The sequence below is a fragment of the Nostoc sp. CALU 546 genome, assembly GCF_048836525.1.
In genome coordinates, this window is sequence record NZ_JAWJTF010000010.1 from 13,612 (window position 1) to 28,193 (window position 14,582).

The window sequence follows — 14,582 nt, forward strand, 5'->3', positions numbered from 1 at the left end:
CACAATGATTAATTCATCTTCACGATAATTCGTTATTAAAACTCTTAATTACGAATTACGAATTACGAATTATTTCCGCACCACTACTAAAGTTCCATTCCTAGCCCAGTTGTAAAGATTGCGAGCTTGCTGAACAGGTAAATTTACACAACCGTGGCTAACTGGAGTCCCAAAACGATTATGCCAGTAAGCGCCGTGGATGGCGTAGCCTCTGTAGAAATACATTGTGTAAGGAACGTCAGGAATATTATAGCCCCTGCCTCGCATTCGGTGAGTGCGATACTTAGAATTAATCCGAAATTTACCTATGGGTGTGGGAGTCGATCGCTTACCTCCAGAAATGCGGTATGAATAAACAAGTTTATTACCTTCCCATGCACGTAAGCGTTGCTCTGACAAGTCAATTTCAATCCAGCGAGGTTGGGATGTTTGCCTGATATTAGATGCAGTGATGCTGTTTTCATTCACTGGCGCAGCTGTTGCTGTAGTCAAGTTGGGTGTACCTGCTAAAGGTGATGACCAAGAAAATAGAGTTGCCACCATCAGCGCCACGCCTGTACAAAAATTCCCTGAGGAACGAATCTTACCACTGCGAATCCAAGATTGCATTATGCCTCACCTTCTAAACTACGCAAAAATTATGAAGTGAAGTAATTGTCTGGAAAACTACAAATTTCCAGAGTTATTACTCCTTTCTGTGGAGGATTTACGCAATTCATCCGCTAATGCTTCTTAAGACAATTCCTAAGCTAATCTGCGTCCAATTTGGTCATTAGTCATTTGTCACTTGTCCTTTGTCATTTGTCCTTGATAAATGATGAGTCCTAACTAATGACCAATGACCAATGACTAATAACCAATGACCAATGACCAATACCTAAATGCAAACTTTCCCCAAATTCATATTTGCATTTGTAATTTCACACAAGAATTGTCAGGATTTACGCTTATCTTTTGGGTAAATTCTTGAATACCCTCTTCTATATTTTATTTCAACTTCAGTAATTCCGACTCCGAAGATTCCCAGCATAAAATCTTGCTGGGAATCACTTAAATTATCTTGATTTGTTGTTATTTCTAGTTTTGCTTAAATTGCCTTCTGGCTGCTTCACTTACTATTTATGGATAACTACTGGTGTCCCTACTGATGCCCACTCAAATAGCCATTTAGCATGTTTAGGTGCAAGATTTACACACCCGTGGCTTACTGGAGTTCCAAATCTCTTATGCCAATAAGCTCCGTGAATACCGTAATTACCTTGATAAAACATCGCATGAGGAACGTTGGCAACATCGTAACCCCTTCCCCGCATCCGCGTAGTTTTGAACTTGGATTGAATATTAAAAGTACCAACAAGAGTAGGAGTGGATTTTTTACCAGAGGAAATAGCACTTCCATAAACAACTTTGTCACCTTGCCAAGCTATTAATCGTTGCTTTGAAAGATTAATTTGAATCCAGCGCCGATCCGATTGTTGCAATGTCTGGATTTTTTGTGCAATCACTTGATTTTTGGAATTCGCCCAAACTTCACTAGTTCCAGTAGTAGTAAAAACACTTAAGGACAATGCTGTACCAGTGAGGAGTATTTGTAAGCGACGCACCCAGTCAGAATAAATCAGTTTTTTCATTTTAGATACACTCACACTCAAATCATGAAGTCTTGAGAAACTTATCAGCTTTCACTTTTATTTCCCTATCTATTACTTTAATAGACGTTAAGTTTTGATGATTTGATTCTAAGTTAACTTAACTGTCGCATTAGTTTTTTTGCTCCAGATGCGATCGCTTCCCAATTTCTCTCTGTGACAAGCTTTTGAGGAAATAATTCACCGCTCAAACCTACAGCGATCGCTCCGGCTTGTAAAAATTCTTTAGCATTTTCGAGTGTGACGCCGCCAGTAGGAATTAAGGGAATCTGACTCAGCGGCCCTTGCAAACTTTTGATATACTCAGCCCCTCCTAATGCTTGCACGGGAAACACTTTTACACAACTAGCACCCTGACTCCAGGCGGTAACAATCTCTGTAGGAGTCATAGCTCCTGGTATAATAGGCACATTTTTTTCTACTGCTGCTTGAATCATTGCTGGATCAACGTGGGGTGTGAAGAGGAATTGCGCCCCAGATGCGATCGCTTCTTGTAGCTGCTGCACATTGAATAGCGTACCAGTGCCAATGATACAGGCTGGTAATTCCGAACGTAATTGACTGATCAATTCCCCAGCGCGATCGCTATTCCAGGTAATCTCAATTAGCTGCATTCCCCCAGATGCTACAGCCATTGCCATTTGCCGTCCCAATTCGATTTTAGGGGCGCGGATGACTGCGATCGCTCGGTGTTTTTGCAATTGTGATAACCAAACTTGATTAGGCATTTTTACTGGAGACTATGAACTAGGGACTAGGAACTGGGAACTAGAGAATAATTTTCACTCTAGTAAATACCTAATTTTCAATCCTAGTACCCAATCCCCAACCCCCTTAAAACTTTCTCAGCTATCGAGTCAACCCCTGAATTTTGATAAAACAGCCAAAACTCAGTTTTGATAAGCACTTCATGCTTTTTATCATTTATGGGGGGCGATCAAAGCGTTTAAACCCAAATATACTGAGCTTATTGCCATTATTGTCAATAAGTTTTGTTTGCTCGCTAGAACTGCGATTTAGCGATCGCATATAACTTGCAATGTTAAAAAACTTTACACTGCAAAAATTTTAGGTGTTTGTATTAAACGAAAATCGGCGGGAATTCCATCCCTTTGAAGAGTGGGAGGGATAGAACCACTTTTTTAGTTAAACATAAATTTTATGTGATATATTTCTGTAATCAACAATACCCGTGGTGTAGATAATACTGTAGTAAATTTTAAAATTTAGTATTATGTCTAGTCAAGAACAAAATTCCAATAAAGCATTCAAGCAAACACAAGCTAGCGCAACAAAGAAGAAGAAATTACAACCTCCCCCAGACATCAAAAAACCAAAGAAAACCGAATAGAAAGCTTTATAGTTTCTTGTAGAGACTTAAATTAAGTCTCTACAAGAAACATCAAAAATAAATCAGCTTATTTATTTTTTGCTTGAGTCTTTGCCTGTTCCAAAGCTATTTCTTTGATTGCCTGATATGAATTAACATTTGAAGTACCTTCAATAGCTTTAACTGCCAAATCCTGAACTTGTTTGAGAGCCGATTCAAGTTGTTTAGAAAGATTTTGAATCCGCGTCTCTTGATTAGTAATAGTTTGTTCTAGAGATTGTAGTCTTTGTTCATAAAAACGCTTTTGCCCTTCCACTTCTTTAGAACATAAATCAGATTTTACTTTAGCTTGGTAGTGGGCGATGCCTTTGCCTTCTTCTGTAGCTTTTTTTATAGCTGCTTCTTTATCTTTCGGAAAAGCCTCTACCTTGGCTTTTAACTCTTCAAATTGTTTTTCTCTCTCAGAAATTGCTTTCTCCCTTTCAGCCCACTGTTTTTCCGTTTCTTGTAATAATTCTTCCAGTTGCTTATATAGTGCTTTCTGCCCTTGTTCGTATTCGTCACTTTCTCGTTGCCGCTGGAGTTCTAAATTATACTTATACTCTGACGCATCACGTTGTCGAGTTTTATGCAAGTTTTCATTCCGTTCTTTTATCGCCCGTTGCTGTTCCTCTTGTTCTTTTCCCCAAGTATTCCTTTGCTCTAATATTTCTTGAAATAATACTTCAGAACGCTGGCTATATTCTTCCTGATAAGCTTTAGTATTATCTTCATAGGCTTGGATGAGAGTATCCAAGATATCATCAGAAACTTCTAAATTGTGCAACTGTGTTAGTTGTTGGATTTCTTCTTCTAAAGTTCGTCTGATTTCTTCCAATTTAGAGGCTTTTGTGGTTAGCTGTTCTGATAATTCATTAGCAGCACTGCCAAAACCTAATTGAATCTTCGCCAAGCTTTCAATTGTATTGTTCATCTTTTGTTGGACACTAGAAAGCTGATTCATAGGTGTTTTTTGCTCTAATTTAGGCTGTTCTTTAGTTCCAGATTGGTTTTCTTTGGCAACTTGATCGAGTTCTGATTTCAGCGCTGCTTTCTCTTTAGCTAACTCCTCATACGCCTGAAGAATTTCTACTTTAGTATTCTTATCAGTCGGTTTTTTTACCACCACAACAAACCTCCTCTTCAGGAATTAAAAATGGTTAAGATGCTACAGACTCAAAACTATTTAAGATTAGAACTACCAAAAGCCCTCATAGCTAAGTCTTGTGCTTGTTTTAGTGCAGTTTGCAATTGAGCAGAAATGCCTTCTATTTGCTCAGACTGTTTCTTAATTGTTTCTTCCAGAGATTGAATTTTCTGTTCATAACTCTGTTTGTTAGATTCCCATTCCTTCTCAAATAAATCAGCCTCAATTTTAGCTTTTTGGCTTGTTTCTTTAATTGCTTCTTCTCTAGCTTTCTTAACGGCTTCTTCTAGTTCATTAGGAAATGTACTTACCTTTTGTTCATAGTCTGCAAAGAGTGGTTGCCGTTCAGCAAATATCTTTTCTCGTTCTGCCCAATCTTTATCTTTCTTTTGAGAATTTTCTTGTATTTCTCTTTGTTGTTGGCGCTTTATTGCTTCGTAGCTGTCTGTATTTAGTTTACGAGTAGTTTCTAACTTATACTGAGATTCTTCTTGTTCTTGCTGACGATCTTTGGCTAATAAATTGTTATATTCTTGGAGCTTTTCCTCATACTCTGACTGCTCTTTTTGCCATTCTTTCCGCCTGATTGTAATTTCTTTTTCTAGTGCTTCTCTTTTGCTGATAGTATCTTGTTCAAGGATTTTTAATTTTTCTTGGTGTTCTTGGCTTAAAACGTCTAGAGTATCTGCTACAACTCTGATTTGTTGAAGCTCTTGTAGGCGTTGAGTTTCAATTTCTATAGCTCGGTTCAATTCATCTAACTTGGAATTTTCCTGAGCTAGTTTTTCAGATAATGCATTGAGAATACTGCCAAATTCCAATTGTAAATCAGCCAAACCTTTGACAATACTATCAACGGTATATGCAGAAGCCGCTTGCAGTATTTCTTGACTTTTTGCCTTTTCTGCTTCCTCTTGTTTGGTTGCTATTTTAGATTCCAGCTTTTTTCTTTGGATAATAATTTGTTGAAATGCTTGCATTAGTTGTTGTTTGCTGTCCTTGACTCCAACTGTAGTCATCTTCCAACTCCCTTCAATAGGCAAATGATTTATTGGGTAGCAAGCCATACCAAGGACTACCCTATGCAGACATCAGGGTAGCTTTTAAATCAACATTTTTAACGCGGTGGAAATACTGAAATGATCAACAGAGGACACTTAGGTGGTATACGAATTTTCCACATATATGTCCTTATGTTTTTTAGGTATATTTTTCCTTCAATTTATAGTACTTTTGTACTAAAATAAATATACCTAACTTAATCTGCTCTTGTCAAGACAACCATTCGTGCAATTCCGTCAGAAAATGCTTTCCCTATTTTTAGGACAGAATCGAGGCTATTTAGGAATTTGAAAATGCAAAGTCCCTAATTAAAAAACTATTACAAGCTTGCAGCCACACTGTTTGATACTTTATGAGTCCGTTGTGGTGTATGTTACTCTTTGTAAAGAAAATCTAAAAGAATTAACCCTAGTAGAAGCGCGGTTACAGTTAGGCGAGATAATAGACTCATCATCCTAATTGATACAAGCACAGTCCCAGACTTTTGTGATATCAATGTATACCACTGAATCGACCAAATATTCTGCTAGAACGGACATTGGGCAAACCAGCCGTATTCTAGTAGTAGAAGATGAAGAATTAATCCAGGAAATGCTAGCTGTAGCTCTGGAAGAAGAAGGTTATGGGGTGATAACTGCTCCCGATGGGCGGTCAGCTATAGAGTATCTCAAAAGTTTTGAAACCAATTCTGGGGAACCTCCCTTTGATCTGGTCATTCTTGATTTGATGCTGCCGCAAATCAATGGGCTAGATATTTGCCGTTTGCTGCGTCATCAAGGCAACCCAGTACCTATTTTAATGCTCAGTGCTAAGGGTAGTGAAACTGACCGAGTTCTGGGATTAGAGGTGGGAGCAGACGACTACCTGACTAAACCATTTAGTATGCGCGAGTTAGTGGCTCGTTGTCGGGCTTTACTCCGCCGCCAACGTTTAAGTAATTTACCACAACTACCAGTATTAAAATTCAAGGATGTCACTTTGAATCCCCAAGAATGCCGGGTGCTGGTTCGTGGTCAAGAGGTAAGTCTTTCCCCCAAAGAGTTCCGCCTGCTAGAACTGTTTATGAGTTACGCCCGACGGGTATGGTCACGGGAACAATTGCTCGATCAGGTTTGGGGCCCAGATTTCGTCGGCGATAGTAAAACTGTAGACGTTCATATTCGCTGGTTGCGCGAAAAATTAGAGCAAGATCCCAGTCATCCCGAATATATTGTGACTGTAAGAGGTTTTGGCTATAGGTTTGGATAATTAGTTTGGATAGTTGTTAGTTTTTAATAGTCACCAAAAAACTAACAACTCAAATGCTTTTATTGGGATTTTTTCTGGGTTTAGCGGTAGGCATTGGGTTTTGGATTTGGCAACAAGTTCAACTTAACCGCTACCTGGGGCGCTTAATCCGACCGTTAACCCCCCATTCTTATAAGATGGGACTGCTGCTGATTCCTGGGTTGCGGCAGGAAATAGCAATGGTGAAGCAGCAGCGGCAAGATTTGCAGCAGTCGTTGCAAACTTACCAAGACCTGCTAGATTTTGCGCCAGTGGGATATTTGCAGGTGGATGAGGAAAATCAACTGCTGTGGTGCAATCAACAGGCGCAGGAAATTTTGTATTTGCAAAGGTGGCAACCAGAACAGGTGCGCTTGTTACTAGAGTTGGTAAGGTCTTATGAACTTGACCATTTAATTGAGCAAACTCGTGATTGGCAAAAACCACAGACGGGAGAATGGATATTTCACCCATCTTGTGATGATGCGGCAGAGATGGCAGCAAGAAAATCTTTGGCTTTGCGGGCATCTAGCTTGCCTTTACCCAATGGACAAGTGGGAGTATTTTTAGAAAATCGTCAACCCCTATTGGATATAAATCAAGTACGCGATCGCTCTTTTTCTGATTTAGCACACGAACTCAGAACGCCACTGACTTCGATTCGCTTGGTTGCGGAAACTTTACAAACCCGCTTGGAACCACCTTTAAATCGTTGGGTTAACCGCTTGATGCAGGAAGTTGATCGGCTAATTAACTTAGTGCAAAGCTGGCTAGACCTCACTCAAATGGAAGCAAACCCAACGATGCAATTACAAACCAAAGTTGTAGAATTGCGATCGCTCATTGCATCTGTTTGGGAAACACTAGAACCCTTGGCAGGGCGCCAACATCTGTCTTTTTCTTATTCTGGCCCAGAAAATCTTTGGATTAAGGCAGATCAAGCCCGTATTTACCAAGTTTTTCTCAACTTGCTAGACAACAGCATTAAGTACAGTCTTCCTGGTACAAGCATTCACGTCGAAGCGAAAATCCAATCAACGAATAATAATGAGGGCGATGCTGCTTCCCCAATCTTGGAAATAAATCTTATTGATTCTGGAGTTGGGTTTTCTGAGGCCGATTTACCCCACGTTTTTGAGCGATTTTATCGAGGAGATAAAGCGCGAACCCATTCCCCACAAGATAGTAACTCCATAGGAGCGATCGTTGGAAATGGATTAGGATTAGCGATCGTTGAGCAAATTCTAATTGCCCACGGTGGTTCAATCAAAGCGATGAACCATCCCGAAACTGGCGGTGCATGGATGCAACTCCAATTTCCTGAAGTTATGGCAAACTCCTTAAGCCAAGACTATAGTTAATAATATCTTCACCTTTGAGACAACAAGTGTGAAAGCCGTCGATTATAGTCCCAATCCTCAAAGACCACAACTCGCACGCGCCATTAGGCGCTTAGAACGGGATGTATTACGTATGGGTGCTTTGGTAGAACAATCATTTCGCCTCAGCCACCAAGCGTTATTTGCTCGTAACTTAACAGCAGCTGAAGAACTTCCTCGATTAGATAAAAAGATTGATCGCTTTTATCGTCAAATTGAATCAGACTGTACGGCGATTATGACGCTACAAGCGCCTACAGCCCCAGATTTGCGCTGCTTAAGTGCCTTTATGCAGTTGGTGCGAGACTTAGAGCGCATTGGCGATTATGCTGAGGATTTAGCTGAGATTGCGATTAAAATTTTTCCTTATGAGCCTCATACGTCAATGCCCGACATTGAGGTTATGTCCCTTCACGCGCAGGCCATGCTAGCAACTAGCTTGAAGGCTTTGGGAGATTTAGATGAAGCAAGCGGACGCCGTTTAAAGCACCTAGATGATACTGTAGACGATGCTTACGATCGCGTTTATCAGACTTTAGCTCAACAACGAGATGTGCCTGGTGTGGTCGAGCCAATTGTACTATTAGCACTGGCAATTCGTTGTTTGGAACGCATGGCAGATCATGCCACTAATATCGGTCAGAGGGTAGCATATATTGTCACCGGTCAACGCTCTTAATTGATGTGCTGCTCAGATCCCCGACTTGTTAAATCAGTCAGGGATCTAAATCCAGCCAAAATAAGCGCATCGCAAACTGCTGTATTTTCTAATTATTTGCGCCTATTTACTTAGTCTTCAGAAAATACCAATTGAAAAAGAATTCAGGATTCAGCAATCTTTGAGTCAAGGATTCAGACCTGCCATTCTCTTGTTGACCACTCAATCTTAGATTTATTGTGGGACTTAGACCCGTTTATTCAAATGCTGGTGGACTCGCTACCAGTACGCTATCCAACAGTCGCACAGAATTCAGAATTGAATTCTGTCTTGTTAAAAATAAGTTAACTATATATTTTACTAAAAGCTTACCTATTCTTAAACTTGCACAATTAAGGTAACGGATAAACAAATAAAAAATTCCGTGTCTATCTGTTTTCGGTCACAAACGCCGCATTATTTTGCGCTTACCAAATAAATTAATTAAAAAACATAGTTCGGCAATATGCTAATTAACTTACTTGTAATAATCACAGGATAAAGGTATAATCATCACTGTGATTGTGTGTAAAATCCCCGAAAATAAAGTGTTATAAGCATTTTATAATCACTGGGTTTGTGTAGGTGTGAGTGAAAGGAAAAATATGACAAAACGATTCTGGAATCTTTTCAAGGTTAGTCCGGTTATTGTAGCTGCCACATTTTTCGCAGCGAATAGTGCCTTAGCAGCTGAAGTCAACGAGCAGTTAACAAATGTTGCCCAGTTATCTGAAGCTCAAGAGTCTAACAACATGAGCCAGGTAACATCAGTTTCGCAATTTTCGGATGTACAGCCCACAGATTGGGCATTCCAAGCTTTACAATCCTTAGTTGAGCGTTACGGCTGTATTGCAGGTTATCCCAACAGTACCTATCGTGGTAACCGTGCTTTGACCCGTTATGAATTTGCCGCAGGTTTGAATGCCTGTTTAGACCGGGTTAACGAGCTGATTGCTACAGCTACCGCCGATTTGGTCAGCAAACAAGACCTCGCTACCTTACAGCGTTTACAAGAAGAATTTTCTGCTGAACTAGCAACCCTGCGCGGTCGTGTGGATGCTTTAGAAGCACGCACTTCTGAGTTGGAAGCTAATCAATTCTCCACTACCACCAAGTTAGTTGGGGAAGCAATCTTTAATGTAACTCAGGCTTTTGGTGACACAGCGGCCGATCAAGACGCTGACTCTGGCAATAACCCTGATTTAGAAAGCAACACCACTTTCGCTAACCGTGTTCGTTTGAACTTGTACAGCAGTTTTACTGGTACAGACCAACTGCAAATCCGGTTGAATTCTGGGAATATCGTCAATAATAGTGGACAAACTGGTACTTTCATGACCCGCTTGGGTTTTGAAGAAGATACTGGCAACAGTGTTGAAATCGATAAAGTTAACTACGCTTTTAACTTTGGTGAAGCAATACGTGTAAAAGTTGATGCTACTGGCGCGGAGTTATACGAAAACGTTAATAACTTCAACCCTGACTTTGCTAGTTCTGGTAGGGGCGCTATCTCTCGCTATGGACGTTTCAGCCCCATCTATCGCCAAGGTGCTGGTGGTAGTGGTTTGACTGTTACATTCAATCCTAAAGGTGCTATTAGCTTGAGTGGTGCTTATTTAGCCGCCAATGCTAACGATCCTGCTATTAATAACGGGTTGTTCAATGGTGATAGCACCATCTTCGGTCAATTAACTTTCCAACCAAACAAAGCTTTCAATATTGGTCTGACCTACGCTCGCAGTTATCAAGATGGTGGTATAGATGATGCTCCAGACCTGTTTGGTGATACTGGCAGTATCCTAGCTAATAATGCATTTGATGCTCGGACTGAATCCAACCATTACGGTGTACAAGCTAACTTTAAACCTAGTTCTAAGTTCACTATTGGCGGTTGGGCAGGCTTCAGCGATATAGAAGCTAAAAATGGTGTTCAAGCAGGACAGAGTACAGATGTGTTCTACTGGGCTGCTACCCTTGGTGTTAAAGACCTTGGTAGAGAAGGTAGCTTGCTTGGTTTGATTTTTGGCCAATCACCCAAAGTGACTGAGAGTAATTTTGGGGTTGAAGATGCGAGCACTTCTTATCATGCAGAAGCTCTTTATCGCTTGCCTTTAACCGATAATATTGCCGTTACCCCTGGCTTGTTGGTGATCTTCAACCCTGATCACAACGATGCTAATGATACCATCTATGTAGGTACTCTGCGTACTACTTTCTCCTTCTAAAATCGGGGAATCGGAAATAACGCTCAAAATTAGATAAACAAAACCCCACCTCAAGGTGGGGTTTTGTTTGGATTTTTCAATCTATGGGAACCGTCGTAATATCTTTTGGGGGGCGATCGCTACTCCAAGCCCACCACACAGAACCACAGTGACAGTAATAAAACTCTTGCCATTTGCGACGACGGTTTTCTGTAAGTACAGGCGATCGCCGGTTTAGCCAAACTTTTTCAGCTTCCAGGCTACTGGAGCGGCAGTTAGGACAGCAAAACTCATAAGCGTGTGTTGCTTTATTCGTCCATTCAGGCGGGATAGGAACAAAAGCGTCCATGTCGTTAAAATTGTAGTCTCAATGATGATCCAAAACTTTGAGGTTTTGAATTTGGCGGCAAACGAATACGATAAAATCCCGCCACACTATCAAACTGCTTAATCAATATTTTTAGGTTGATCTAAATCTATTCAAGACTGCGAAAGCATCTCACAAATCAAAGGCTAACACGAAAAGTTTATTTTTTACACACCTAGTTACTATGCACATTATGACTAATAATTAAATTTATGGAGCCAAATGTTGAAATTCGCCGTTTGTTAGATGTGATGCCTGCTTCTGGTCGGATGACGACAAAACTTGTTAGTAAGCCGGAGCAGGCAAAAGTGATTGATGCCTCTTTTCCCCAACCCTGGAATCAAGCGCGACCAATATATATTAATTTCGATTTGTGGCGTCGCTTGACAAAGCCACAACGAGATTTGCTGTTGTTGCAGATGGTTAGCTGGTTGACGGGGGTGAAGTGGTTTAAACCCGATATTTATCAAGGTGTGGTGCTGGCCGGTCTGTTAGGCGGATTATTGGAAGCAGCGCAATCAGATGTGGTGGGTGTAGCCGTAGCTGGGGGATTAAGTGCGATCGCAGCTTTGCGGATCTGGCGCACGAATAAATCTCCAGAATCAGAGTTAAATGCCGATGCAGCAGCAATTAAAATAGCACAGCGGCGCGGTTATTCAGAAGCAGAAGCAGCGCAGCACCTATTATCTGCCATTGAAGCGGTAGCCAAAATTGAAGGGCGTTCCAGCTTAAATTTTACTGAGTTGATTCGTTGCCAAAACTTACGAGCGATCGCAGGTTTATCACCAGTAGGTATGCCAGAAAGTTATAAGTAGAAATGAGGGAAAATTCAGAAGTCAGAATACATCCGTCTGAATAGTCAAAGAATTAACAAAACATTTGATGAAGGAATAAGTTTTCCCTCAGAAGATGTTTGAAAAGTCCTCTTGTCAGTAACAAAATATTTTATATCTTCCTAAATTATCCGATGAATTGGGAGGCTTTGATTCGATTCCAGTTCCCACTCTTTTTAGAGGGAATCAATAAGTGCCAGGAATCAAAACGAACTACTTTTCAAACAAGCTCTCAGATTGTGATAGCACTCTTAGCAGCATTTTTGATCAAATAAAATTTCATTATAACTAACAATGCTAAACGAAAAAATTATCAAGTACACTTCAAAAATACCTTTTCATTCTCCTTGGTTTATTATCATTATTTTTTCTTTTCTTGGTTTAATAGGTATTCTCAACCATTCAATGTGGCGAGATGAACTAAATCCCTGGCTTATTGTCAGAGATAGTGGATCTTTTAGGAATTTAATTGCAAATATTCATTATGAAGGTCATCCTGTTCTATGGTATTTTTCTCTTGCAATTCTGAGAAAAATAATCGATAATCCTATTATTATGCAAATTTTTCATTTAGCAATTACTGTTATTTCGGTTACTATTTTTTGCCTATATAGCCCTTTTAAATATCAACAAAAGTTTCTGTTTTCATTTGGGTTCTTTCCTTTTTACGAATATCTTTTAATTTCTCGAAACTATGCTTTTAGTATGTTGTTTGTTTTCGCATTCTGTACAGTTTTTTCATCTAGAAAAATAACTTATGCTTATTTGGCAATCTTATTGGGTTTACTAGCAAATAGTAGTGCTTATGGTTTACTTGTATCATTTTCTTTATTATTGACTTTGCTAGCTGAATTTTGTTTTGATAATGAACATCGGCAGCAATATTTTAGTCAAAGCAAAAAATATGATTTATTTTTAAGTATTTTAATTGTTATCTTTTCTTTTATTTTATCCATTTATATTATTACTCCTCCAACAGATAGTTATCTTCATGGTGGGTTAAATAATGGTTGGCTAATACAATTAGATATCCGTCATCTTTTGAGAAGTATAGGTAGAATATTTGGTAGTTATTTATTAATTATTCCTGCACACAAAAACTGGCTAGATTTAATTGTTTGTGCAATAATTGCCCTATTCATTGTAATTTTAACCTTAATTAAATTATCTGAAAAGCCAGTTGCTTTCTTTTTCTATTTCATAGGTAGTTGTATAATATTTGCCTTTACATACTTGAGATTTATAGGAATGCCAAGGCATTTTGGACATTTATATTTAATTTTAATAGCGGCTTTATGGCTGGGAAGTTATTATCAAAAGTCTACAGTTTTACTCAGTAAAGCTTCTGTTCGCCCCGATTCAATTGCATTTGTTCAAAAATGGCATCATATAGCTTTGATGCTAATTCTTTATACCCAGTTTTTGGGAGGCATTTTTAGTTTTTCGAGAGATTTAGTTGTACCCTTTTCTGCTAGTCGGGAAACAGCCCAATATATTCAAAAAGCTGGGTTGGATAATGAGTTTATTGTTGCCAGTCGAGATGCAAACATGGCTCCTTTGTCGGGTTATCTCAATCGAAAATTTTACTATCCTGAGCTTCAAAAGATGGGGAGCTTTACTCTATTTAAAAAAGGTCGCCAAGATGTCGAACAGTCTGAGATATTAAGCCAAATTAATTATCTACTCAAAAATCAAGATGATCAAAAGAAAATTGTGCTGATTTTAAATAAAAAACTGGATGTTAACCGCAATGATTTGAAAATTGTTCCGATCAAAGATTTTCAGAGAGGATGGGTAGATAGTGAACGATATTATCTTTATTGGGTAGATGAGGCATAAGGATAATACACCACTGAATTTAGTAGTTCAATATGGGATAGACTTTTTTGTACTGGATGAATCAGCATTTACACCTGAATATATCACCATAAATCCTTGGTTTATCCAGTGGTAATCGATAGCAAAAGATATTTCATTAAAGCTAGGACTTACGCAAAACTACACGCGATAGGGGCAATTCATTAATTGCCCCTACCTTTAAAATCAGGGTTTCGGCTATTGCTTGCGTAAGTCCTAAAAACTACAGCAAGGAACTAATCCTGCTATATTTAGCCATTTTACAGCGTTGTTCTGTCTTAGAAACTAAGGGCTTAATTGTTATACAAGCAAAATGTGTCGCCAAAACACCCCAAAAATAACGCTTTTACATCCTTTAGCTAGCTTGCCAGCGCTGATAACTAGCTGCTATGCATGAGGCTAATCTACACTGGAATAAGAGAATGTGTGTTTAACTAACTTAGATGTCCGAGAGTGAGGAGTTTAGTCATACCTTCTCGGTGTTGGGTTATAAAGTGCTTACCTCGTGTGGTAAAACTTAACTTAAATTCTGTCAGTTACTAACGGAGTTGATAGGAATAATGGGTAACTTGATTATTTTCGCCTTGGTAGTGGTTTACGGAGGCGGCGTTTGGAAGTTTTGGAATGGGTTTGGGCGAACAAATTTTAATCCAACTTTGACCAATCGCATTGGTTTATCTTTGTTATGGCCAGCTTTGTTTATTACAAATCAATCCTATCGTCGAAACTTTAGAAAGGCACTGAAGGGCTAG

At 39.4% G+C, this 14,582-nt stretch carries 13 protein-coding genes; 7 read left to right on the top strand and 6 right to left on the bottom strand.

All coding sequences use genetic code 11. From position 1 onward, the window contains the following. Positions 1-69: 69 nt before the first annotated feature. The 5 genes from RRG12_RS07305 to RRG12_RS07325 form a co-directional block, all read right to left on the bottom strand. A complete protein-coding gene (locus tag RRG12_RS07305; RefSeq protein ID WP_069070693.1) occupies positions 70-609 on the bottom strand; it encodes a L,D-transpeptidase in 540 nt (179 codons plus the stop codon). 506 nt (positions 610-1,115) lie between these two features. After that, positions 1,116-1,631, bottom strand: a complete 516-nt coding sequence (locus tag RRG12_RS07310; RefSeq protein WP_069070694.1) for a L,D-transpeptidase — start codon at positions 1,629-1,631, stop codon at positions 1,116-1,118. 113 nt (positions 1,632-1,744) lie between these two features. Continuing rightward, a complete protein-coding gene (locus RRG12_RS07315; RefSeq protein ID WP_420758845.1) occupies positions 1,745-2,377 on the bottom strand; it encodes a bifunctional 4-hydroxy-2-oxoglutarate aldolase/2-dehydro-3-deoxy-phosphogluconate aldolase in 633 nt (210 codons plus the stop codon). A 690-nt stretch (positions 2,378-3,067) separates the two neighbouring features. Then, entirely contained in the window at positions 3,068-4,147 is a 1,080-nt protein-coding gene (locus tag RRG12_RS07320) for a hypothetical protein (protein WP_420758846.1), read from the bottom strand. A gap of 53 nt (positions 4,148-4,200) precedes the next feature. Next, positions 4,201-5,184: a hypothetical protein gene (locus tag RRG12_RS07325; protein WP_420758847.1), complete on the bottom strand. Its 984-nt coding sequence runs from the start codon at positions 5,182-5,184 to the stop codon at positions 4,201-4,203. A gap of 538 nt (positions 5,185-5,722) precedes the next feature. On the opposite strand from RRG12_RS07325, the gene RRG12_RS07330 reads away from it, so the two are divergent. From RRG12_RS07330 to RRG12_RS07345, 4 genes are all read left to right on the top strand, one after another. Next, complete coding sequence (locus RRG12_RS07330; RefSeq protein WP_069070698.1) at positions 5,723-6,475, top strand: winged helix-turn-helix domain-containing protein; 753 nt, start codon at positions 5,723-5,725, stop codon at positions 6,473-6,475. 53 nt (positions 6,476-6,528) lie between these two features. After that, entirely contained in the window at positions 6,529-7,854 is a 1,326-nt protein-coding gene (locus RRG12_RS07335) for a sensor histidine kinase (RefSeq protein ID WP_069070699.1), read from the top strand. 28 nt (positions 7,855-7,882) lie between these two features. Beyond that, complete coding sequence (gene phoU / locus RRG12_RS07340) at positions 7,883-8,551, top strand: phosphate signaling complex protein PhoU (protein WP_069070700.1); 669 nt, start codon at positions 7,883-7,885, stop codon at positions 8,549-8,551. A 623-nt stretch (positions 8,552-9,174) separates the two neighbouring features. Beyond that, on the top strand, positions 9,175-10,794 hold the full coding sequence (locus tag RRG12_RS07345; protein WP_069070701.1) for an iron uptake porin: 1,620 nt from the start codon (positions 9,175-9,177) through the stop codon (positions 10,792-10,794). A 76-nt stretch (positions 10,795-10,870) separates the two neighbouring features. Here RRG12_RS07345 and RRG12_RS07350 read toward each other — a convergent pair whose 3' ends face one another. Then, on the bottom strand, positions 10,871-11,122 hold the full coding sequence (locus tag RRG12_RS07350) for a hypothetical protein (RefSeq protein ID WP_420758848.1): 252 nt from the start codon (positions 11,120-11,122) through the stop codon (positions 10,871-10,873). Positions 11,123-11,352: 230 nt separating this feature from the next. Between RRG12_RS07350 and RRG12_RS07355 the strand changes: the two genes are divergently transcribed. The 3 genes from RRG12_RS07355 (at position 11,353) to RRG12_RS07365 (ending at position 14,582) form a co-directional block, all read left to right on the top strand. Continuing rightward, a complete protein-coding gene (locus RRG12_RS07355) occupies positions 11,353-11,955 on the top strand; it encodes a DUF3318 domain-containing protein (protein ID WP_420758849.1) in 603 nt (200 codons plus the stop codon). Positions 11,956-12,267: 312 nt separating this feature from the next. Beyond that, positions 12,268-13,812, top strand: a complete 1,545-nt coding sequence (locus RRG12_RS07360) for a hypothetical protein (RefSeq protein ID WP_420758850.1) — start codon at positions 12,268-12,270, stop codon at positions 13,810-13,812. Positions 13,813-14,390: 578 nt separating this feature from the next. Next, positions 14,391-14,582: a hypothetical protein gene (locus RRG12_RS07365; protein WP_069070704.1), complete on the top strand. Its 192-nt coding sequence runs from the start codon at positions 14,391-14,393 to the stop codon at positions 14,580-14,582.